Origin of the sequence: Marinobacterium jannaschii DSM 6295 (assembly GCF_000620085.1) — a bacterium.
Lineage (GTDB): Bacteria > Pseudomonadota > Gammaproteobacteria > Pseudomonadales > Balneatricaceae > Pontibacterium > Pontibacterium jannaschii.
This window is the reverse complement of the sequence record NZ_JHVJ01000026.1, coordinates 33,580-55,470: the sequence shown is the minus strand read 5'-3', so window position 1 is coordinate 55,470 and position 21,891 is coordinate 33,580. Positions and strand designations below refer to the sequence as shown.

Annotated in this window: 17 protein-coding genes; 9 read left to right on the top strand and 8 right to left on the bottom strand. The window is 54.6% G+C overall.

The features are described 5' to 3' along the window. Positions 1–175 precede the first annotated feature (175 nt). Complete coding sequence (locus Q354_RS28565; RefSeq protein WP_211252258.1) at positions 176–2,380, top strand: mechanosensitive ion channel domain-containing protein; 2,205 nt, start codon at positions 176–178, stop codon at positions 2,378–2,380. A gap of 110 nt (positions 2,381–2,490) precedes the next feature. Here the strand turns inward: Q354_RS28565 and Q354_RS0113245 are convergent, their stop codons facing one another. Together Q354_RS0113245 and fdhA are read right to left on the bottom strand one after the other, a co-directional pair. Further along, positions 2,491–3,888 (bottom strand): sodium-dependent transporter, encoded by a 1,398-nt coding sequence (locus tag Q354_RS0113245; RefSeq protein WP_027858024.1) that lies wholly within the window; start codon positions 3,886–3,888, stop codon positions 2,491–2,493. A gap of 349 nt (positions 3,889–4,237) precedes the next feature. Then, positions 4,238–5,431: a formaldehyde dehydrogenase, glutathione-independent gene (gene fdhA / locus Q354_RS0113240; RefSeq protein WP_027858023.1), complete on the bottom strand. Its 1,194-nt coding sequence runs from the start codon at positions 5,429–5,431 to the stop codon at positions 4,238–4,240. Positions 5,432–5,917: 486 nt separating this feature from the next. Between fdhA and Q354_RS0113230 the strand changes: the two genes are divergently transcribed. The 8 genes from Q354_RS0113230 (at position 5,918) to etfB (ending at position 17,411) form a co-directional block, all read left to right on the top strand. Next, on the top strand, positions 5,918–7,294 hold the full coding sequence (locus tag Q354_RS0113230; RefSeq protein WP_027858021.1) for an L-serine ammonia-lyase: 1,377 nt from the start codon (positions 5,918–5,920) through the stop codon (positions 7,292–7,294). A gap of 619 nt (positions 7,295–7,913) precedes the next feature. After that, positions 7,914–9,047 (top strand): choline metabolism transcriptional regulator GbdR, encoded by a 1,134-nt coding sequence (gene gbdR / locus Q354_RS0113220; protein WP_245601046.1) that lies wholly within the window; start codon positions 7,914–7,916, stop codon positions 9,045–9,047. Between the two features lie 400 nt (positions 9,048–9,447). Beyond that, positions 9,448–10,425, top strand: coding sequence for a dipeptidase (locus tag Q354_RS0113215; RefSeq protein ID WP_027858019.1), 978 nt, complete (start codon positions 9,448–9,450; stop codon positions 10,423–10,425). 184 nt (positions 10,426–10,609) lie between these two features. Beyond that, the gene (locus Q354_RS0113210) at positions 10,610–11,119 is read left to right on the top strand and encodes a DUF5943 domain-containing protein (protein WP_407637282.1); all 510 of its coding nucleotides are present in this window, start codon (positions 10,610–10,612) and stop codon (positions 11,117–11,119) included. Positions 11,120–11,258: 139 nt separating this feature from the next. Next, positions 11,259–13,322, top strand: a complete 2,064-nt coding sequence (gene dgcA / locus Q354_RS0113205) for a dimethylglycine demethylation protein DgcA (RefSeq protein ID WP_027858017.1) — start codon at positions 11,259–11,261, stop codon at positions 13,320–13,322. Between the two features lie 174 nt (positions 13,323–13,496). Next, positions 13,497–15,392, top strand: a complete 1,896-nt coding sequence (locus tag Q354_RS25715) for a (Fe-S)-binding protein (RefSeq protein WP_051560121.1) — start codon at positions 13,497–13,499, stop codon at positions 15,390–15,392. Then, positions 15,392–16,645: an electron transfer flavoprotein subunit alpha gene (gene etfA, locus Q354_RS0113195; RefSeq protein ID WP_027858016.1), complete on the top strand. Its 1,254-nt coding sequence runs from the start codon at positions 15,392–15,394 to the stop codon at positions 16,643–16,645. Before Q354_RS25715 ends, etfA begins: the two co-directional genes overlap by 1 nt. After that, positions 16,635–17,411: an electron transfer flavoprotein subunit beta gene (gene etfB, locus Q354_RS0113190; RefSeq protein WP_027858015.1), complete on the top strand. Its 777-nt coding sequence runs from the start codon at positions 16,635–16,637 to the stop codon at positions 17,409–17,411. Before etfA ends, etfB begins: the two co-directional genes overlap by 11 nt. A gap of 132 nt (positions 17,412–17,543) precedes the next feature. Here etfB and Q354_RS0113185 read toward each other — a convergent pair whose 3' ends face one another. The 6 genes from Q354_RS0113185 to Q354_RS0113160 form a co-directional block, all read right to left on the bottom strand. After that, a complete protein-coding gene (locus Q354_RS0113185) occupies positions 17,544–17,810 on the bottom strand; it encodes a hypothetical protein (RefSeq protein ID WP_027858014.1) in 267 nt (88 codons plus the stop codon). A gap of 269 nt (positions 17,811–18,079) precedes the next feature. Beyond that, positions 18,080–18,886, bottom strand: coding sequence for a hypothetical protein (locus Q354_RS0113180; RefSeq protein WP_027858013.1), 807 nt, complete (start codon positions 18,884–18,886; stop codon positions 18,080–18,082). After that, complete coding sequence (locus tag Q354_RS0113175) at positions 18,883–19,764, bottom strand: metal ABC transporter permease (RefSeq protein WP_245601045.1); 882 nt, start codon at positions 19,762–19,764, stop codon at positions 18,883–18,885. Before Q354_RS0113175 ends, Q354_RS0113180 begins: the two co-directional genes overlap by 4 nt. Positions 19,765–19,778: 14 nt before the next feature. Further along, positions 19,779–20,480 (bottom strand): metal ABC transporter ATP-binding protein, encoded by a 702-nt coding sequence (locus tag Q354_RS25710; protein ID WP_051560116.1) that lies wholly within the window; start codon positions 20,478–20,480, stop codon positions 19,779–19,781. Then, positions 20,470–21,402 carry a metal ABC transporter solute-binding protein, Zn/Mn family gene (locus Q354_RS25705; protein WP_036229756.1) on the bottom strand — a complete coding sequence of 311 codons (933 nt, stop codon included), beginning with the start codon at positions 21,400–21,402 and terminating at the stop codon, positions 20,470–20,472. Before Q354_RS25705 ends, Q354_RS25710 begins: the two co-directional genes overlap by 11 nt. Beyond that, complete coding sequence (locus tag Q354_RS0113160) at positions 21,399–21,890, bottom strand: DUF6162 family protein (RefSeq protein WP_027858011.1); 492 nt, start codon at positions 21,888–21,890, stop codon at positions 21,399–21,401. The genes Q354_RS25705 and Q354_RS0113160 overlap by 4 nt, the downstream gene beginning before the upstream one ends. Between the last annotated feature and the right edge of the window lies 1 nt (position 21,891).

Here is a 21,891-nt window from a genome sequence, read left to right as displayed (position 1 = left end):
CTGTCGTTAATAATTAATGAGCTTTATCAGGCCGGTAAATCTATAGCAATCTATGAGCTACTCAGGCTTTTAACGTCACTGATACAGTCTATCCGGGGAGTGATTTTTAATAAACGATCTGTTTGGCATTGCATTTTCGCTTGCCGCGGCCTGATTTGGATCAGGAGAGTTCGGTATGACAAAAGTTAAGGCCTGTTGGCTGGCCTGTCTTGCTCTTGTTTATTCCCTGGGAATCGCAGCGCAGGACTTACCAAACGCTCTGCTCAAGCCTGGGGAGGCGTCGAGCAGTGAAGCGTCAGAAGTGCGAGTTCCGGAGGCTGAAGCCCTGAAAGCAGACTGGTGGCGATTCCTGGCGGAAAGCAATGACTTCGAGTCGCGCGTAGAACAGCTGAATCGACGATTGAAAACCCAGATATCCGACTTCCCTGCCGAACTGAAAGAAAAAGCTGCTGATCAACGGCAGCAAATTATCGTTAACCTTCAAGCCCTGGGGCAACTCCGAAAACAACCCGCCATTGTTCCTTCGCAGACATCCCAACCCAAAGAATCCTACAGTATTGAAAGCTGGCTTAAACTGGAAAGCCGCTACCGCGTTAAAAAAAGGGAAGTTGAAGATGAACAAGCGTCTGTTGAGTATCTGACCAAAGCAGTCGAGAGTGCAGTTCGGCAGTATGACAAGCAGATGGCTGCCTACATTAATATCCCTGTTACAGAGTCGAGCCGGGCCGTGCTGGGTATCGATATTATGCTTGACCGTTCGGCACTGGAGCTGGCGAAGGAGCGCCTTTCGCGTCAACGCAAAACCCTCCGGGAGCTTAAGGCAGGGCTTAAGGCATTGCTGGAAGAGAAAGTCGAGGCAGAAAAGCGCATTGTCGTCTCTATCGGCGAAATTCCGGAACTGAGGGAAAAACTGTTATTTCAGGAGAAACACCTCAGCCAGGCTGGCAAGCTGCTGCATACCGCAAGGCTACAGGCGCTTGAAGGCAGTGTTCAAACACCTGAAGACAGCACGAGGTACAAGTTAAAAGAGCAACAGGTTATTTCTGCCGCGTCAGATGAAGCTATTGCCAGGCTTAATGTCGCAATTGCAGAAGCTAGTATCGTTCTGACCAGCTTGCTGGCTAACAGCGAAATTAATCTGTCCGGTGTACGCGATATGCAGGGGCGCTGGCAACTCCTGATCAGGGAAACGGGTGATCAGCTCACTACGTGGCAAGCGCAAAGTCTCCGAGAGCAAAACAGTTCTCAATCACACCTTTTAAGGCAGCCTCCGCCGAGTGCATCAATTAAAGAGATGCTGGAAATACGAAACCGGTTATCACAGGAGACGTTACTCAAATTACGAAAACTGACAGACTTGCGGTTAAATGTTGAGGCGTTAGCGGAATTATGTCGCGAGCATCTAGTCAGGAAGGAAGGCGTGGTCGTGCATTGGTGGGCCAGTACGAAGGAAATCTTTTCTACTGTTTGGAGCCATACTTCAGGATTGCTGACAGATAGTCTGTTTAAAATTGGAGATACGCCAGTTACGGTCCTTGGATTATTCAGGGTTATTTTAATCGTAACAATCGCCTTGGTTGTATCGATATTGTTGCGTCGAATGTTGGCAAAAATTGCTGAGCACCATGAAGGGGAGGGATCGGCACTCTATACCGTTGGACGCCTTGCCCACTATGTGATTCTGCTGGTGGGGGTGATGATTGCATTGTCCTCCATCGGGCTGGATTTCAGAAATTTAGCGCTGGTGGCGGGCGCATTGAGTGTCGGCATTGGTTTTGGCCTGCAGTCTATCGTCAATAATTTTGTATCTGGCCTGATTTTGCTGTTCGAACGTTCTCTAAAAGTAGGCGATTTTGTTGAGCTGGACTCGGGGGTGCTGGGTGTTGTTATGGAGATTAACGTTCGTAGCACGCTGATCAATACCAATGATAATGTGGACATTATTGTCCCTAACTCTGAACTGGTCAGTGCCAAGGTAACGAACTGGACATTACGCGATGCAACACGACGGATGAGAATTCCGTTCGGGGTTGCTTACGGTACTGATAAGGAAAGGGTCAAGACTGCTGTTCTTGAAGCGGCCGCTCGTGTTCCGGTAACACTGACAAGGCCCAAAAAGTATGAGCCTCAGGTGTGGCTGGTGGGCTTTGGCGACAGCAGTCTGGACTTTGAGCTGGTTGTTTGGGTCAGCCAGGCCGCGGTTAAGCGCCCGTCAGGTGTGATAGCCGCCTATATGTGGGAAATAGAAACATCGTTACAGGAATTCGATATAGAAATCCCTTTCCCTCAACGGGATCTTCATATCCGGACTCTGTTCGAAAAGGAAGGCGAGGAAGCAGAGGCGTTAATCAGGCCAGGTAAAGGCATAGCGCCTGAATGAAATTCAGTTGGGCTTTGTAAAGTCAAAGTCTTTGGCGCTAAGCAAAGCCGGGTATTACCCCGGCGTGGCCTGAAATCCATGGGTCAAAGCGCATGCATGGGATGGGGGCATCAGATCAGGTTGTAGATAAATACAACCATAACCAGTGCCGGTGACAGGTAGCGGATCAGGAACATCAGTAGCCTGAACGGCATGCCCTTCAGGCCTAGTTCCTGTGACAATATCTCGGGTTTCATGCAACGTCCTACATAGAGCACGATAAACAGCCCGCCCAGGGGCAGCATGATATTGGCGGTGAGATAGTCGATCACATCAAAGAAGGTTTTCTCGGCAAATACCGGCATAAATGACAGTGGGTAGAAGTCAGCCCAGGTATTAAGGGAAAACACACTCAGCAATCCGACACTCCACACCGCGACACCTGCAATCACCGCCGCCAGGCGACGATTAATGCCGCGTTGTTCCTCCAGCCATTCGATGGCAGGTTCCAGCATCGATATCGCTGAGGTGATCGCCGCAACCAGCAACAGGAAAAAGAACAGACTGGCAAACAGGGTGCCTGCCGGCATCTGGCCAAAGGCCAGTGGCAGAGTCTGGAAGATCAGTCCGGGACCCGCACCGGGTTCCATACCATTGGCAAATACCAGCGGGAATATCGCCAGCCCTGCCAGCAGGGCAACCAGCGTATCTACGACGGCAATGGCGACTGAGGTCTTCACAATCGAGACCTCTTTCGGCAGGAAGGAGCCATAGGCCATCATCGCGCAGGAGCCCAGGCTGAGGGTGAAAAAGGCATGCCCCAGCGCTGTGAGTACGCCCTCTGTACTGAGTTTTGAGAAATCCGGTGTAAACAGGAAGTCCACGGCGCGCATAAACTCGCTGGTGGACATGGCGTAGCCCACCATCACCAGCAACAGCAGAAACAGTAGCGGCATCAGTATATTGACGGTTTTCTCCAGGCCACCGCGGATACCGCCCGACAGGATCGCCACCACCATCAGCACGAATACGCTGTGCCATGTCAGCAGTGTGGAGGGGCTTTGCAGCATGGAGCCGAACATCGCGCCAATCGTTGCACTGTCAGCAAGATTGAAATCACCACTGACGGCATGACCGACGTAGGCGATCGACCAGCCTCCGATCACCGAGTAGAACGACAGGATCAGAAAGGCAGCCAATACGCCCATCCAGCCCAGATATTTCCAGTGAGGCGAGCTGCCATCGGCCCGGGCCAGGTATTTCATGGTGTTGATCGGGCTCATCCGACCGCGGCGGCCGAGATAGATCTCGGCGATCAGGATCGGCAGGCCAATCATAGCGATGCACAGCAGATAAACGATTACGAAGGCACCGCCGCCGTTCTCACCGGTGATATAGGGAAATTTCCAGATATTGCCAAGGCCCACGGCGGAGCCGGTGGCGGCCAGGATAAAAGCCAGCCGGGATGACCACATCGGGCTGCCCTGACGGCTATGTGGCATCTGGATCGATTGTGCTTGCGAAGACATGTTCGCCGGAACCTCCTGCAAAAAGACAAATTCGGTTCCCGCTGCCGATGGCAAAGATCCGGCTGCACGCAGGGTGCACCCTATAAGGGACGAACGCTGTCTCGTCTGGAGTCCGGAGCCGGCAAGAATTGTATCGAGCGACCTGGCCGGGCAGTAACGGATGAGTGACGCCGGGTAGTGGCGTTCAGAGGCCGGAGGATCACCGGCTGTTCGCCCGCGTAATCTTGTGGATGGAGCGGGGCGGCAACAGTATAACCAGCCGGATGATGATGCAAGGCCAATCGGCCGTTGAAACAAAAAAGAGCAGCCGAAGCTGCCCTTGTATTAGCGTGCGAAGTCGCTGCTTAGCTTAAGAAGCGAATGCTGCGTGTGGATCGATAACGAATTTCTTCGCTGCGCCGCCATCGAAGTCAGCGTAGCCGTTTGGCGCGTTGTCCAGAGAGATCATCTGTACGTTAACCGCTTTAGCGATGTCGACCTTATCAAACAGGATTGCCTGCATCAGCTGACGGTGGTACTTCATGACAGGGCACTGGCCAGTGTGGAAAGAGTGGGATTTAGCCCAGCCCAGACCGAAGCGCATGCTCAGGGCACCGACTTTAGCCGCTTCGTCTACCGCACCTGGATCTTCTGTTACGTACAGACCAGGGATACCGATCTGGCCACCGGCACGGGTGATGGTCATTGCGGAGTTCAGTACGGTTGCCGGAGCTTCCTTACCGTGGTTGCAGCCACAGCCGTGAGCTTCAAAGCCTACGCAGTCAACGAAAGCGTCTACTTCGCGCTCGCCCAGGATCGCTTCCAGCTTATCTTCCATCTCGCCATCCTGACGCAGGTCGATAGTTTCACAGCCGAAGCTACGGGCCTGTTCCAGACGTTCTTCGATCATATCGCCAACGATAACGCAGGCTGCACCCAGCAGCTGAGCGGATACTGCAGCAGCCAGGCCTACAGGGCCCGCACCGGCGATGTATACGGTAGAACCTGGACCAACACCTGCAGTTACGCAGCCGTGGAAGCCTGTTGGGAAGATGTCGGACAGCAGTGTCAGGCTTTCGATCTTCTCTTTAGCCTGATCGGAATCAGGGAATTTCAGCAGGTTGAAGTCAGCGTAAGGTACCATTACGTACTCAGCCTGACCGCCTACCCAGCCACCCATGTCAACGTAACCGTATGCTGCGCCAGGGCGAGCAGGGTTTACGTTGAGGCAGATGCCGGTCAGGCCCTGTTTACAGTTACGGCAGCGGCCACAAGCGATGTTGAATGGTACAGATACGATATCGCCGACGCTCAGGAACTCAACGTCATTACCACATTCAATGATCTGGCCGGTGATCTCGTGACCCAGTACCAGGCCTTCAGGAGCAGTGGTACGACCGCGGACCATGTGCTGGTCACTACCACAGATGTTTGTTGTCAGAACTTTCAGGATAACGCCGTGATTACACTTGCGTTTACCGATAGCCAGTTCCGGAAAAGCGATTGACTCTACAGCAACTTTACCTGCGCCTTTATAGACAACACCACGGTTTGTGCTAGACATTGCCGACTCTCCTTATAAGTTTGTTGTTCGGGTTGGCAATTTTTTATGGTTGGCTCTCACAGGTGTTTACCCCCGTGAACCACCTACCGTAACCAGATCGGTTACTGCCGACCTGTCTATAAAAGGCATTGGGCTGTCAGAAAAAGACATAAAGTTACCCTATAACATTCTGCTCGTGTGTATTACCGTCCCTGCCATATTCATAAGCGACTTTTGCTGAAATATAGCGGCAAGTTCCTGTCATTTATTTACCAGACACGCCATCTGCTCAGGTTCGATTTAAAGCACACCCGTGTCGCTTCCCAGCATGTTGTGATGCTGGACACGCTGGATAATGGCCGCAATCTGCTGTGTTTATATCCACGGGGTACTCGTAACCTGGTCAGGGTGAGGCCAATGAGTAACCTGGTGTGATGACTGTGTTGCCACAGCGATACCTGCGCGTCCTGCGCCATATACAACAAGAATGACTCCGTGGAGGAGACTATGGGTATCAGTGTTTTTGATCTTTTTAAGGTCGGTGTCGGGCCTTCCAGCTCCCATACCGTTGGACCGATGCGTGCCGCAGCCGAGTTTGTAGGCGCTATCGAACAGCAGGGCATGCTGAATGACGTTTCCTCTGTGCGGGTTGAGCTTTACGGTTCTCTGAGTGCAACCGGTATTGGTCATGGCACTGATAAGGCAACTGCGGTTGGCCTGATGGGTGAGTGGCCGGATTCGATCGATCCGGACATCATCGATCCGACCATTGAAGAGATCAAAAGCAGCAACACGCTGCGCCTGGCAAACAAGCGTGACGTGGAATTTATCTGGGACCGCGACATGCTGCTGCTGGAAGAGAACCTGCCTTACCACCCCAACGCCATGACACTGATCGCACTGGCCGGTGACGCAGAACTCTATCGCAACACTTATTACTCCATCGGTGGTGGCTTCGTTATCGATGAGGCGGAAGCACAGGCGGGCGCGACGCTGGATACGCCGATTAAGTTGCCGTATGAATTCAACACTGCGGAAGAGCTGCTGCAGCTGTGTATCAAACACGATCTTCGTATCAGCGAGCTGATGATGGAGAACGAAAAGGTATGGCGCAGCGAAGAGGAAACCCGTGCCGGCCTGAAGAAGATCTGGCAGGCGATGCAGGACTGCGTTGAAAAGGGCCTGCATCAGGAAGGTATCCTTCCAGGTGGCCTGAATGTCAGACGTCGTGCCGCAAGCCTGTACCAGTCGCTGCAAACCGCCGCCGGTACCAATGTGATCAGCTCTACGCTGAACGCGATGGACTGGGTCAACCTCTATGCACTGGCGGTCAATGAGGAAAATGCAGCCGGTGGTCGTATGGTGACCGCGCCGACCAACGGTGCTGCGGGTATCGTTCCGGCGGTGTTGATGTACTACATGCGCTTTAAGGAAGACGCCAACGAAGAGGAAGTGGTCGAGTTTATGCTGGCTGCGGCGTCTGTCGGTATTCTGTGTAAGAAGAATGCATCTATATCCGGTGCCGAAGTTGGTTGTCAGGGTGAAGTGGGGTCTGCCTGTGCAATGGCGGCGGCCGGCCTCACTGAAGTGATGGGCGGAACCGCGGCGCAGGTAGAGAATGCCGCAGAGATCGGTCTGGAGCATAACCTTGGCCTGACCTGTGATCCCGTGGGTGGCCTGGTCCAGGTGCCATGTATCGAACGTAATGCGATTGCGGCGATGAAAGCGATCAATGCGACTCAGATGGCATTGCGCGGCGATGGCGAGCACTTTATCTCTCTGGATAAAGTGATCAAGACCATGCGCGACACCGGTATGGATATGCAGGACAAATATAAAGAGACGTCTCGCGGCGGACTGGCAGTTAACGCCATCGAATGCTGATAGTCGTCTAAATAAAAAATGCCCGCTCCGGCTTGTTCGGGGCGGGCATTTTTTTGTCCGGCAGAATGCTGCACCTGCGCTTTTAATAGCCTGGATGCATAAAGCGCGAGGTTTAGAGTCGCGAAAGTTTGAGCTGAGTGTGGGCGACTACCGGGCTGTCGTAGAACGAATGGTTGTATTTTTTGCCTGATCCGCCATGGTTGGCCTGATTGCGACGCTATATTGAGTGCGGGTTAAAATATTTCATGTTGCTCGAAAAATATCCAACTCATTGATATATTTGGGAAATACTCCCATCTTTGCAGTTCAGCAATAATCAATTTCTGTATGAAAGCGTAAAAAAACTTCCCAAAAACGAAATTTGCTTTAAATTCGGGGTCTGTCGGTTATGGGTATGACTTAAGTCAAAGACAAAACCGGCGAGACTCATAGGTGGTTGCAATAAGACTAAACAGATTCTGCTACTGAGCGCCGCGGATCTGATAAATAAGAATCTCGTAGAAGATCGTGGCAATCACCAGCCCACTGCGGTTTGAGTAGGTCATACAACAACAATTAAAACCAAAGCTGCACACATAGCGGCTTCAACAGTCCTGACGGATAGTTGAGGAGACCTGCAATGACAGGAATGAATAATAACAATAGCAACACCGTATCAAAGCAACGCAATATCGGGTTTTTGCTGCTTAAAAATTTCACCATGATCTCGCTCGCCTCGGCTATTGAACCGTTGCGTATGGCCAATCAGCTGTCAGGCAAAGAGCTCTATAGCTGGTGCACCATCACTGAAGATGGCGGGCCGGTCAGAGCCAGTGACGGTATCAACATTACTCCGGACAACTCCATGGCGGATGTGACTGATCTCGACATGGTGATTGTCGCAGGTGGCGTCAATATCACTCGCAGCTACAGTTCGCGTGAAGTCGCATGGCTGCAGGGCCAGGCCCGCCGTGGTATGAAAGTGGGCGGTATCTGTACCGGGCCATACATGCTGGCAGTGGCGGGTCTGATGGATGGTCATGAGTGCAGTGCCCACTGGGAGTGCATGGCATCGCTGCAGGAGGAGTTTCCGAAGGTCAGCTCCACCAACCGACTGTTTACAATCGACCGCGATCGTATGACCAGCTCCGGCGGTACTGTGCCGCTGGATATGATGCTGAATATGATCAAGCATGAACATGGCTACGAGCTGTCTTCCGCGATCTCAGAGATGTTTATCTGTGACCGTATCCGTACCGAAGCCGATCATCAGCGTATTCCGCTGCGTCATATGCTGGGTACGACTCAACCCAAGCTGGTTGAGATTGTGTCGCTGATGGAAGCCAACCTGGAAGAGCCGATCAGCCTGGATGAACTGGCGAACTATGTGGATGTGTCCCGTCGCCAGCTGGAACGCCTGTTTCAGAAGTATCTGCAGTGCTCACCATCTCGTTACTACCTTAAGTTGCGTTTGTTGCGTGCGCGTCAGCTGCTGAAGCAGACCTCTATGTCCATTATTGAAGTCGCTTCGGCCTGTGGCTTTGTGTCCACGCCGCATTTCAGCAAATGCTATCGCGAACATATCGGCATCCCGCCGCGTGAAGAGCGCCTGGGAATGCGCTCACCGAAAGAAGATGATGTGATGAGTATGATCGGTCAGCGCACCGGTAGTACCTCCAGTCGATTGAATGGCCGTCTTTCCTCGGCCGCTATGTCTGCCCTGACCGAAGCGCAGTCCGAGCCGAGTTACGCCAGCGTCGCACTGTCTTCCTGATCTGCTGATTCTGTCATTCTAAAGCCCCGTCAGTTTGCGCTGGCGGGGCTTTTTCGTTTTTCCGTTCGGGTTTCCGCCCGGGTTTTATTTCCCGCCTGAATTTCAATTTGTCTGCCTGCTACCTGCCTGACGCTTTCAGGACAGCGCTTTTTTTCACTCAGAGTAACCTCTCTGGCCTTGCTATATCTCTCTGGGCCGCGTCATTACTGGCTTTCAGGCGAATGTCGCTTTTTGGCGGTTTTTGTTACCCGCTGGTCGTTTCTGGTGATTTGGCTTGGCGGCTGCAGGGATAGACTGGGCCCATAAATATAGATTCGTAGCCGGCCTGCAGGAATGCCGGATACGGGTCCAGGATCAAAAACAACTACATGGCACTTGAGTGCTGAGAATAGGTGAGCCAATGAACGCAGCCGATCTGCATAAAGACTCGATCGTTATCGACGGTCTGATCTGTGCAAAATGGAATCGTGAACTGTTTGAAGATATGGCAAAGGGTGGCCTGACCGCTGCTAACTGCACTGTATCTTTCTGGGAGAACTTCCAGAATACGGTGAATAACATCGTTGAAATGAATCAGCTGATCGAAGAAAGCAGCGATCTGATGATGAAGGTTCACACCACCAAAGACATCCTGCGTGCCAAAGAAGAGGGCAAAACAGGTGTCATGATGGGCTTCCAGAATGCCAATGCATACGAAGACCAGATCGGCTATGTACAGATCTTCAAAGATCTGGGCGTTGGTATCACGCAGATGTGCTACAACACTCAGAACCTGGTGGGTACCGGTTGCTACGAGCGCGACGGCGGCCTGTCCGGTTTCGGTCGTGAGATCGTTGCTGAGATGAACCGTGTCGGCGTGCTGTGCGACCTGTCTCACGTCGGTTCCAACACCGCCAAAGAAGTCATCATTGAATCCAATAAGCCAGTGGCCTATTCCCACTGCCTGCCATCCGGCCTGAAAGAACATCCACGTAACCGTACTGACGAAGAACTTAAGTTCATCGCTGATAACGGTGGTTTCGTGGGCGTGACCATGTTTACACCGTTCCTGCGCGCAGGTGTGGACGCCACTGTTGATGATTACGTGGAAGCGATCCAGTACATCTACAACATCGTCGGTGAAGACGCGATCGGTATCGGTACCGACTTCACTCAGGGCCACGGTCACGATTTCTTCGAGTACCTGACTCACGACAAAGGCTATGCCCGTCGTCTGACCCGTTTCGGCAAGATCATCAACCCTGAAGGTATCCGTACCGTGGGTGAGTTCCCGAACCTGACCGAGGCGCTGTTGCGCAACGGCTTCTCGGAAACCCAGGTTCGCAAGATCATGGGCGAGAACTGGGTCAACCTGCTGAAAGAAGTCTGGGGCGAGTAAGTCCCTCGGGCAGCTTGCTCCGGAGACGGGCTGAGCATCGAGCTTGCCGCTGTCGTCGGAGTCGGCTGCCAAAACCTGGTTTTTAAAGTTGGCGCTATCAGACCGGTTTTATCCGACGCCAATTACTGCAAAACAATAAACATAAGATTTGAGGATAACGACCATGGGTGTACACGCACCGGAAATGCCAATCGTAGTAGATGATGAAACCGGCGTATGGACCACTGATGCCCTGCCAATGCTGTACGTTCCTCGTCACTTCTTCTGCAACAACCATATGGCGATCGAAGAAGAGATCGGTGCAGAGAAGTACGCGGAAATCCTGTACAAGGCAGGCTACAAGTCAGCGCACTACTGGTGCGAAAAGGAAGCGGCTGAACATGGTATCTCCGGCGCTGACGTTTGGGATCACTACATGAAACGTCTGTCCCAGCGCGGATGGGGCTTCTTCATCACTGAAGAACTGGACATCGAAAAGGGTACCGCCCGCGTACGTCTGGAAAACTCTGCTTTTGTTTACCAGTACGGCAAGGTTAACCGCAAAGTCGATTACATGTTCACTGGCTGGTTCGCCGGCGCGATGGACCAGATCGCTGAAAGCCTGGGTTATGACGTTCGCACTAAAGCCGAACAGACTCAGTGTGCAGCAGAAGAAGGCTGCGAAGTGGGTTACTTCGAAGTAACGCCTCTGTAAGGCAAGACGCCCTCCAGAGTGTATGTGCCTCCGCACCGGAAGCGGGCGGAGGCTATAAAAGCAATAATAAAACCGGCCCCTGATCTGATAATAATGATTACGGCAAGCCGGTCCAGACAAGAGTTAATGGGGTAGCACCATGTCCCAGTTTGATGCACTGTTTCAGCCGCTCAACATCAATAAACTGACCATCCGTAACCGTATCGTCAGTACCGCTCACGCTGAGGTTTATGCCACTGACGGTGGTATGACTACAGATCGTTACGTTAAATACTACGAAGAGAAAGCCAAAGGTGGCTGTGGTCTTTGTATCTGTGGTGGTTCCAGTGTCGTATCTATCGACAGCCCGCAGAGCTGGTGGAGTTCCGTAAACCTCTCCACCGATCGCATCATTCCTCATTTCCAGAATCTTGCTGATGCAGTGCATAAGCACGGCGGCAAGATCATGATTCAGATCACCCATATGGGACGTCGTTCCCGCTGGGATGGTGAGAACTGGGTAAACCTGATGTCGCCTTCCGGCATCCGTGAGCCTGTTCACCGTGCTACCTGTAAAACCATTGAAGAAGAAGAGATCTGGCGCATCATCGGTGACTTCGCTCAGGCTGCGCGCCGTGCGAAGGAGGGCGGCCTGGACGGTGTTGAGCTGTCTGCCGTACACCAGCACATGATCGACCAGTTCTGGTCTCCGCGTGTAAACAAACGTACCGACCAGTGGGGTGGTACTTTCGAGAACCGCATGCGTTTCGGTATGGAAGTACTGAAAGCGGTACGCGAAGAAGTGGGCCCTGATTTTGTTGTCGGCATGCGTATCACCGGTGACGAGTTCCATCCGGACGGTCTGAACCACGACGACATGAAGCAGATTGCTGCTTACTACAACGCCACCGGTCAGATCGACTACTTCGGCGTAGTAGGTTCCGGTTGTGACACTCACAACACCCTGGCGAACGTTATCCCGAATATGAGCTACCCGCCTGAGCCGTTCCTGCACCTGGCAGCCGGCATCAAGGAAGTAGTCGACGTACCGGTTATCCACGCTCAGAACATCAAAGACCCTAACCAGGCTCAGCGTATCCTGGAAGCCGGTTATGTTGATTTCGTCGGTATGACCCGTGCACATATCGCCGACCCTCATCTGATCGCCAAGATCAAGATGAACCAGGTCGATCAGATCCGTCAGTGCGTCGGCGCAAACTACTGCATCGACCGTCAGTACATGGGTCTGGACGTGCTCTGCATCCAGAACGCTGCGACCTCCCGTGAGCATATGAATATGCCTCACATCATCGACAAGACTGAAGGGCCTAAGCGTAAGGTCGTGGTTGTCGGTGGTGGTCCTGGTGGTATGGAAGCGGCGCGTGTTGCCGCTGAGCGTGGCCACGATGTGACCCTGATCGAAAAAGCGGAAGAGCTGGGCGGTCAGATCACCATCGCCGCCAAAGCACCACAGCGCGACCAGATTGCGGGTATTACCCGTTGGTTCGCACTGGAGCTGGAACGTCTGGGTGTAGACCTGCGTCTGGGCACTGCAGCTAACGCTGACATGATCCGTGACCTGAAGCCGGATGTCACTATCCTGGCAACCGGTGGCCGTCCGTTCCTGGAGCAGAACCCGCACTGGGGCGCTGAAGAAGGGCTGGTTGTATCTTCCTGGGACATCCTTAACGGTACTGTCGAGCCGGGCAAAAACGTCCTGATCTACGATACTATCTGTGAGTTCTCCGGTCTGTCCGCAGCGGACTACCTGTCCTCTAAAGGCTCTCTGGTTGAGATCGTGACTGACGATATCAAACCGGGTGTTGGTATCGGTGGTACAACCTTCCCGACTTACTACCGCAGTCTGTATGAGAAAGAGGTGATCATGACCTCCGATCTGCTGCTGGAGAAAGTTTACCGCGAGGGTGACAAGCTGGTTGCGCTGCTGGAGAACGAGTACACCGGTCAGCAGGAAGAACGTGTGGTTGACCAGATCGTAGTAGAGAACGGCGTTCGTCCTAACGAAGAGCTGTACTTCGAGCTGAAAGCCGAGTCCCGCAACAAGGGTCAGATCGATAACGAAACCCTGTTTGACGGTAAGCCTCAGCCAGTACTGTCTGAGTCCGGCGACGGTATGATCCTGTGGCGTCTGGGTGACTGTGTATCGCAGCGTAATACCCACGCTGCGATCTACGATGCACTGCGTCTGTGTAAGGATCTTTAAGGGGCACTTTGCAGCGATCGGACTGAACTGATTTAGCTGCCATCACCCTTTCCGACCCCGGTCGGGCCGGGGAGTGGCAGCCACAGCGCCGATCGCTGCATAACATTCCTTTACTGGAAACCAATGAAGGCGGGTTCTACCGCCTTCCATCCGGCTTTATGAGGGGAAATCATGATCCTCGACTCGCTTCTTCCCATTCTTATTGTTGTAGCACTGGCGCTGCTGGTGGTGGGTGCGGCTCGCCGCATCAGCCTGTGGCGCGCCGGTCAGCCGGCAGAGGTCAACATTGTTGGCGGTCTGATGGCAATTCCGCGTCGTTACCTGGTGGATTTGCACCATGTTGTCGAGCGCGACAAGTATATGTCCAACACCCACGTTGCTACGGGTGGTGGCTTCGTTCTGTCCCTGGCACTGATTATCCTGGTGCATCTGTTCGGTTTTGAAAGCAAGATCCTGGCATGGGCCCTGCTGGCTGCGACTGCGCTGATGTTTACCGGTGCCGTGTTTGTCTACAAGCGCCGTCAGGACCCGCCTTCACGCCTGTCTAAAGGGCCGTGGATGCGCCTGCCTAAGAGCTTGCTGGTGTTTGCGACGACTTTCTTTATCGTGACCCTGCCTGCCGCAGGTATCCTGCCTGAAGCGTTTGGTGGCTGGGTGCTGGCGATCATCCTGCTGGCCGGTATCGTTTATGGCCTGGGTGAGATGCTGTTTGGTATGACCTGGGGCGGTCCGATGAAGCACGCCTTCGCCGGCGCACTGCACCTGGCTTTTCACCGTCGTTCTGAGCGCTTCGGTGGCGGTCGTTCGACCGGCCTTAAGCCGGTAGACCTGAACGCCGATACCCTGGGTGTCGAGAAGCCGACTGACTTCAAATGGAACCAGCTGCTGGGCTTTGACGCCTGTGTACAGTGTGGTCGCTGTGAAGCGATGTGTCCTGCTTTTGCCGCAGGTCAGCCACTGAACCCGAAAAAGCTGATTCAGGATATGGTTGTGGGTCTGGCCGGTGGCAGCGATGCCAAGTACGCCGGTAGCCCTTATCCGGGTCGCGATGTAGGTAACGCCAATGGTGGCCCGACCATGACCATCACTGATGGCCTGGTTGACCCCGAGACACTGTGGTCCTGCACCACCTGTCGTGCCTGTGTCGAAGAGTGCCCGATGATGATCGAGCACGTGGACGCGATCGTCGATATGCGCCGCTTCCTGACCATGGAGAAAGGTAACACCCCGAACAAGGGTGCCGAGACACTGGAAAACCTGATCGCCACCGATAACCCGAACGGTTTCGATCCGGGCAGCCGCATGAACTGGGCAGCCGACCAGAACCTGTCCACCATGGCCGATGTTCAGGAAACGGACGTGCTGTTCTGGGTCAGCGACGGTGCCTTCGATATGCGTAGCCAGCGTATCCTGCGTGCCTTCGTTAAGCTGATGAAAGCCGCCAAGGTTGATTTCGCCGTACTGGGTGATGAAGAGCGCGATTCCGGTGACGTAGCCCGTCGTCTGGGTGACGATGCGACCTTCCAGAGCCTGGCTAAGCGCAACATCGAAGTACTGAACAAGTACAAGTTCAAGCGTATTGTGACCACGGATCCACACGCCTTCCACTGCCTCAAGAACGAGTACAAGGACTTCGGCGGTGACTATGAAGTGCTGCATCACACCACCTTTATCAATGAGCTGGTGAAAGAGGGCACACTGAAGCTGGATCAGTTTAAAGGTGGCACCGTGACCTATCACGATCCTTGCTACCTGGGCCGATACAATGGCGAGTACGACTCTCCGCGCGAGCTGCTGGCTGCGCTGGGTATCGAACTGGCTGAAATGGAGCGCTCCGGCTTCCGCTCCCGCTGCTGTGGCGGTGGTGGTGGTGCGCCGATCACCGATATCCCGGGTGAACGTCGTATCGCCGATATGCGTATCGAAGATGCCAAAGAGACAGGTGCTGAGCTGGTAGCCGTCGGTTGTCAGCAGTGTACGGCGATGCTTGAAGGTGTGGTTGAGCCACGTCCTGAAGTGAAAGACATTGCAGAAATCGTGGCCGAAACCCTGGTTGAGGAGGTTCACTGATGAGCGCAAATGATTACGATGGAGTGATTCGTCGCGATCCCCGTACCGAGTGGATCGCCCGTAACCGACTGCATCCGCAACACGCGGATGTGGTGGCCCCGGCCGCGGAAACCCGTGGCCCGTCCGGCCTGATTCGTAAAAACCCGCATGCGGTTGGTTTTATCGGCCCGAACGGCCTCAAGCGTATTGACCGTCTGGCTGGTAACGGCCCGCAGGCCGGCGGTGCCCGCCGCGGTGCTAAAGCGGCCGCTGAGGTCGAGCTGCCACTGGTAACCGTCGACAATCCGGACTTCTACATTGTCGCGGTGATGGATCTGGTCGGTGGCCGTCTGTCTGGCCATGACAAAGATGTGCTGGGTCAGGCCCATAAACTGGTTAAAGATACCGAAGGCGAGGGCGCAGTTGTTGCCGTGGTGTTCGGCGAGTCCAAAGAGGAAGCCTACGACAAGGCAGGCGTTGACCGCCTGATCCATATCGAAGGTGAAGCCTACGAAGGCTACAGCCCGGAGCAACGCGTTGCCGCGTTGCAGGCGGTCGATGCAATGCTGGAGCCGCGCTACTGGCTGTTCCCTGACAGCATCAATGGTGGCAACGAACTGGGGTCCCGTCTGGCTGCGAAGCTGGGCGAGCGTCCGGCGACTCAGGCCTGGCAGGTGGATGTTGCCAATGCGGTCTGCCGTGGTGGCAGCGAGCGTACCGACATCACCCGCGAAACACCGCGCCTGCTGTTGCTGGCGGAAGAATGTGCCGATCCGATCGACGAGACCCGTCACGCAGCGCAGCCGATCGTGCTGGAAGCGATTCCAAGTGCTATCGTGCGCATCGAAGACAAGGGACAGGTGGCAGTGGATCCGAACCAGATTCCGCTGGGCGAAGCCGAGTTTATCCTCTCTGCGGGTAACGGTATTCACGACTGGGATCAGTTCCACATGGCGGCTGAAGTACTGGGCGCTACTGAAGGTGCTTCCCGTGTGGCGGTCGACGATGGCTTTATGCCACGTTTCCGTCAGGTCGGTGCAACCGGTACCTGGGTAACCGCGCGTGTTTATATCGCCGTGGGTATCTCCGGTGCGGTACAGCACCTGCAGGGTATCGGCCAGTGTGACAAGGTGATCGCCATCAACACTGATGTTGGCTGTGACATGATCAAGCGCGCTGATCTGAGCGTGATTGGTGACAGCCAGGAGATTCTGGACGAGCTGATGAAGCTGGTTGAACAGCACCGTCAGGGGGGGGCCGAAAATGCCGCATAACGTGAAAGTTGTCTCTCTGGTCTCTATTGGTCAGCATCCTAAATCCGGTCGTGCCCGTCGCGGCGAACAGGATGGCCGTGCTGTCGAGCTGGGCCTGAAGCTGGCAGGGGAATCATTGCAGATGGTTCATGCCGGCGATGACTCTGAAGAAGCACTGCGCAGCTATCTGGGTATGGGCCTGAAAGGGATGACCGTCCTGAAGCAGCCAACTACCGGCGATGCCATACCTGCGCTGGCCGAGTATCTGTCCGATAACCGTCCGGATATTGTCCTCACCGGTGTGCGCGCCGAGAGTGGTGAAGCCTCGGGCATGACGCCGTTTATGCTGGCTGAAAAACTGGGCTGGCCGCTGGTAACGCGCATTGCCGATATCGGTAAGATCGAGAACGGCGAAGCTGAGATTCTGCAAGCACTGCCCCGCGGTCAGCGTCGTGCGATCAAGGTACGCCTGCCGTTTGTCGCCAGTGTAGACCTGGCCGCCGATGCTGCGCGCCAGAGCGCTTTCGGTCCGGCGCGTCGCGCAACCATCGACGGGGCAGATGCTGCCAATGTTGAAGACAGCGTGCGTACAAGCTGGGAAGAGGCACCTGCGCGTAAACGTCCTAAACGTCTGAAAGTGGTGAAGGCCAAAACGGCTGCCGACCGCTTTAAGGCGGCAACAGCCAAGTCCTCCGGTGACGGCGGTAAAGTGCTGAAGAAAGAATCTGCTCAGGAAAAAGCAAAGGCTGTTTTCGACCTGCTGGTCGAAGAGGGCGTGTTGCGCTGATCAGACACTGCGCCCTTCGGGGCGCGGTCGCTGCTGAGACCCAGTCTCAGGATGCATTTGCATCCAAACCTATTCTGAACCTGTTCGCCGACTCTGCTGAGTCGGCTTTTTTATTGCTGTTTTCCGCGCTCGCTATCCCAACAATCCGTTGCGCTCAATCACCTTGTGGATCTTGCGCGCAGTCTTCGACAGCTGATCCAGCTCGCCCAGCGCCGGGGCATCGCCAGTTTGCAGGCGCATCTCCCACTCCTCCAGCTGCATATCAAGAAAATCCAGCAGCTTCTTAGAGCAGCCATTGCAGATACCACTGCAGAGCTGGTCTACCGGCATATCAAAGGGCAACACGTGACGGATCTCTGCAATCATCTGCTCCATCGCCTGGGTTGTGTCGGGTTTCATCGGCCGGGGTATCCTCTGTTGTCGCCTTTTAGAGTGCAATGGCATCGATTTCACCACAGAACGTCGCGGCATTAAGTTGATTCTTATCAGTTGAGAGCGGGATTACGGGACTTATTGCTGAGAAAATCGGTTGTCATATTACTCGGTTAGGCTGCTGTGTGACTAAACAGGCCTGAAGAGATGGGCGATGGCTAAGCGCAGCACAGAGCTGATCGAGCGCGACTGAGCCACTGCGGACAAGCGCCTGTACTGATCACACTTTTGGCCGGTCAGCGATGCGTCAGGGCCTGTTTGAGGGACCCTATGTTGAAATCCAGCGCTTCTGACAACGTCTGATCAGTGAGCCTGACCATCGGCTCGATCGACCAAACAAACTCGGTCTGTGCCGGAACGTGGCTTTTCTTCCGGGCTCTGATCGTCAAGCGGCGTAACATAGGGTCGGTTTCAGTGTCGGCAGACTGCAGCGGAAGGGCTGTAGCCTCTGCCGCGCTTTTTAATCCAGCCTGATGGATCGACACTTCATCAATGCCGGCATCCAGCAGCAGTTCATCGATGCTGAGCTGGTAGTGCCGGATCTGCTGGCGCAGGATCTGGCGGTTATCGATGATCTGGTGTCTGAATTGCGGCCAGACTCTGACCAGGTCCGCAGCTGCAATATTGATCATCACCTGCAGGTTATCCGGATGCAGCCAGAAGTAACTATCTCCATGATAGGAACTTATCCGCGTTCCGCCGGGTGTCATCTGGCGGGTAATGTCGATTGGTATGACGGCGATATTGCCGCGCCTCAGTAAAGGATAGGCTGCCAGATCTGGTCGCAGGGCTTCGACGGTGAGTAGGCTGTGATAGTGCGCGATCTCCTTCAGTGCTGCCTTATGTTGCAGCCAGTTGCCGATGCGGCCATAGGGCAATCTACGCGGGGGCAGGTAAGCGACCTGAATGGGCGTGTCCGCCAGCAGTCCGTCTGCGATCAGCTTTGCGATTGGAGTCGTGGTGGCGATGCTGGCGGCGTTTGCGCTGACCGGGGTGAACGCGATAAGTAGCACCATGCTCAGGATGATTGCGATCTGATTCACAGTAAGCTCCTTAGTGATCGGGACAGAAGGGCGGTGAGAAAGAATCCGCAGGCGATCAGAACGATCGCGGCACCTGAGGGTATCGGCAGGGCCTGGGTCATCGGCAGCAAAATGCCCAGGACACAGCTCAGTGTGGAGATGGCAATTGCGGTATAGAAGAAACGGCGAAAACTGCCCGACAAGATGCGCGCAATGGTGGCTGGTATCAGCAGTAAGGCGCCGACCAGCACGGCACCGATAATCTTCACCGAGGCCACTGTGACCAGCGCGATCAGCAGGACAAAGGCATAGTCGTACAACCGGGTGTTTATGCCCTGAACCTGTGCCAGCTCCGGGGAGAGACTGGCTATCAGGGCATTGTTGCCAAATACCATCGCCAGCAGCAGTGTTATCAGCGCTATCACGCCCAGCAGGATAATGTCGCTATCCTGTACGGTGAGTATTGAGCCGAACAGCACGTTCTCCAGAATATGAACATTGACCTGCTTTGCCACATACAGCAGCAGTGCCGCGCCCAATGCAATCGCAAAGGCCAGAAATACACCGACCAGGGCGTCATAGGGCACCCGGGTGCGGCTTTTAATCCAGTGCAAAAGCAGCGCGAATACCAGGCAAAAGCTGAAGAGCGAGGCATAGGGCGCAGTTGCGGGTTCTCCCAGCAGGATGCCGATCGCAACGCCGGTGAGTGCGCCGTGTCCAACTGCTTCGGAGAAGAATGCCTGACGTTTGACGACGACCAGAGTGCCGAGTCCGCCCAGCAGGGGGCCGACAATCAGTGCCGCAACCAGGGCATTGGTAAGGAAGGCATATTCAAAGATTTCAGGCAGCTGACCACCGTCGGCCATCCGGGATGCCAGGTCTCTCAGGGTTTGCATCATCGGTTGTTATCCTTTCAGGCAGCGGATGTCACCGGAGTTGTTGGCAGGCGTCTGAGTACGGATTCCGCACTGCCGGAGGCAACAAGTCCGTTGTCGATAAGCAGCACCTGATCGGCGTATTGACGGACGAAGCCATAGTCATGGTGAACCATAACGATGGTGGCGCCTTGCTGTCGCTGCCGCAGGATAAGCTGCGTGATCTGAGCATGAGCGTCCTGGTCGAGCCCAGTCATCGGTTCGTCCAGACACCAGAAGCCGGGTTTATGCTGCAGCGCGCGGGCAAACAGCACCCGCTGACGCTCGCCTCCGGACAACTGATCCAGGCGGTATTCGGCCTTGTCCGCCATGCCCACCTGTAAAAGCAACTTGCGAACCTCATCTGCGACCCGCTGGCGCTTCCAGCCAAACAACGGCCAGCGACTGATACCGGCGCTGAGGAAGTCACTGACTGAAACAGGCAGGGCCACATCGAATACGCTTTGTTGCGGTATATAAGCGGGACTGACGCGATCCGCTTTACTGGCCCAGTGCAGGCTTATATCGCCCTGATGGGGCTGCTGTCCCAGCAGGCATTTCAGCAGAGAGGACTTTCCGGCCCCATTCGGGCCGATCAGCAGGTGTAACTTGCCAGCGTGCAGGCAGGTCGAAAGGGGCTGCAGTATGTCGTTGCCGCCGAGCGTGAGGCTTAGGTCATGGCAGCGGATTTCAGGCCCCATGGTGATCTCCTGTAGTGCGCGACTGGCTGGCTTTTTTCAGTGCTGTAACCAGTGTTTTCAGGTTCTGTTCCATCTGCAGTATCACCATCTCTCTGTTATAGGCACCAAAGGTCATATGGGAGAAGTGATACAGTCTGACCCCGGTAGCGTCTTCGATGGTGGACACATAACGATTGGCCATATCAAGCTCAGTAAACAGCAGGTCGACACCGGTAGAGCGGATGCGATCGATGGTTTTTTTCAGCTGGCTGGCACTGGGTTCCACTCCGTGAGCAGGTTCAATCACGGTGTCGATGGCGATACCGAACTCCTGAAGAAAATACCCATAGGCGTTATGAGTGCTGGCAATTTTTATCTGCCTCAGGTCAGTATCGATCAGCTGTTTGCGATAGCGGTTTTTCAGCATCCTTAACTGGCGTGCATAGGCAACGGCGTTGCGCTTAAAGAAAACCGCATTATCCGGGTCCAGTTTGCCCAGTTCATCGGCGATGGTGTAGATCTGACGGATGGCGGCGCTGATGGAAACAAAGGTATGTGGATTCCAGGCCCCGTTGCTGTTGCTGACATCCGGGCTGGTGGCAGTGTGGGCGGCCAGCAATGGCACATCCCGGTTGGCATGGATTATGGCTACCTTGCTGTCTTTCGACAGGGTTTTCATCGCATGCATAACAAACTCGTCATGGCCGATGCCGTTTACCACCAATGCATCGAGCTGATGCAGGCGTTTAAGATCAGCGGGCTGCAGTTCATAGCTGTGAGGATTGAAGCCGGACTCAACCAGAGGCAGCAGGGTGGCGCGATCGCCAACAATATTGGCGACGTAACTGTAGTAGGGGTGCAGCGTGATACCCACGGTAAGGCGGGCGTAGCTGCAGGGGCTGAACAATACAAAGAACAGCAACAAAATTCTGAGCGGTTTCACCGGCTGGAGTCCTCCCGCTGGTTGAGTTGTACCCATGCAATATCAGGCTGGCAGGAGAGATGCGCATCCGGCTCTGAGCGGCGAAACAGAATGGCGTTGTCCCCGGGGATTAACAGGAAGTAGCCCGAGTGAGCGGTCTGTGGCCTGGACAGGTAGCAATGGCTGTCTGGCTGAGTCCAGCGCCAGTCAGACCTTAACTCATTGGCGAATGGTTCGATTCCAAGCCGGGCAAGGTCGGTCAGAGATGGCCATTGCCCGCTGGCCTGCTGTTCGAAACTGATCTCCGGCAATGCGTTAGTCAGCTCCATTAGCAGCTGCTTTTCAGCGATGCTCAGCGTGATAGCGGCCGCTTTGGCGACAGGTCGATTGGCCTGCTTATTCAGTGAGAGACCGATCGTGCCTGCAGAGAGGATTGCTACTACAGCGAACAGTACCCACAGTGACTCTTTGCGACCGTTGGCCGGTTGTATAGGTTCGATATAAGCCATC

What these genes read in the sequence shown, in the direction of transcription:
- Q354_RS0113160 (WP_027858011.1), bottom strand. Translation starts at nt 21,890, where the DNA reads ATGGCTTATATCGAACCTATACAACCGGCCAACGGTCGCAAAGAGTCA.
- etfB (WP_027858015.1), top strand. Translation starts at nt 16,635, where the DNA reads ATGCCGCATAACGTGAAAGTTGTCTCTCTGGTCTCTATTGGTCAGCAT.
- Q354_RS0113230 (WP_027858021.1), top strand. Translation starts at nt 5,918, where the DNA reads ATGGGTATCAGTGTTTTTGATCTTTTTAAGGTCGGTGTCGGGCCTTCC.
- Q354_RS28565 (WP_211252258.1), top strand. Translation starts at nt 176, where the DNA reads ATGACAAAAGTTAAGGCCTGTTGGCTGGCCTGTCTTGCTCTTGTTTAT.
- Q354_RS0113210 (WP_407637282.1), top strand. Translation starts at nt 10,610, where the DNA reads ATGCCAATCGTAGTAGATGATGAAACCGGCGTATGGACCACTGATGCC.
- etfA (WP_027858016.1), top strand. Translation starts at nt 15,392, where the DNA reads ATGAGCGCAAATGATTACGATGGAGTGATTCGTCGCGATCCCCGTACC.
- dgcA (WP_027858017.1), top strand. Translation starts at nt 11,259, where the DNA reads ATGTCCCAGTTTGATGCACTGTTTCAGCCGCTCAACATCAATAAACTG.
- Q354_RS25710 (WP_051560116.1), bottom strand. Translation starts at nt 20,480, where the DNA reads ATGGGGCCTGAAATCCGCTGCCATGACCTAAGCCTCACGCTCGGCGGC.
- fdhA (WP_027858023.1), bottom strand. Translation starts at nt 5,431, where the DNA reads ATGTCTAGCACAAACCGTGGTGTTGTCTATAAAGGCGCAGGTAAAGTT.
- Q354_RS0113215 (WP_027858019.1), top strand. Translation starts at nt 9,448, where the DNA reads ATGAACGCAGCCGATCTGCATAAAGACTCGATCGTTATCGACGGTCTG.
- Q354_RS0113185 (WP_027858014.1), bottom strand. Translation starts at nt 17,810, where the DNA reads ATGAAACCCGACACAACCCAGGCGATGGAGCAGATGATTGCAGAGATC.
- Q354_RS0113245 (WP_027858024.1), bottom strand. Translation starts at nt 3,888, where the DNA reads ATGTCTTCGCAAGCACAATCGATCCAGATGCCACATAGCCGTCAGGGC.
- Q354_RS0113175 (WP_245601045.1), bottom strand. Translation starts at nt 19,764, where the DNA reads ATGATGCAAACCCTGAGAGACCTGGCATCCCGGATGGCCGACGGTGGT.
- gbdR (WP_245601046.1), top strand. Translation starts at nt 7,914, where the DNA reads ATGACAGGAATGAATAATAACAATAGCAACACCGTATCAAAGCAACGC.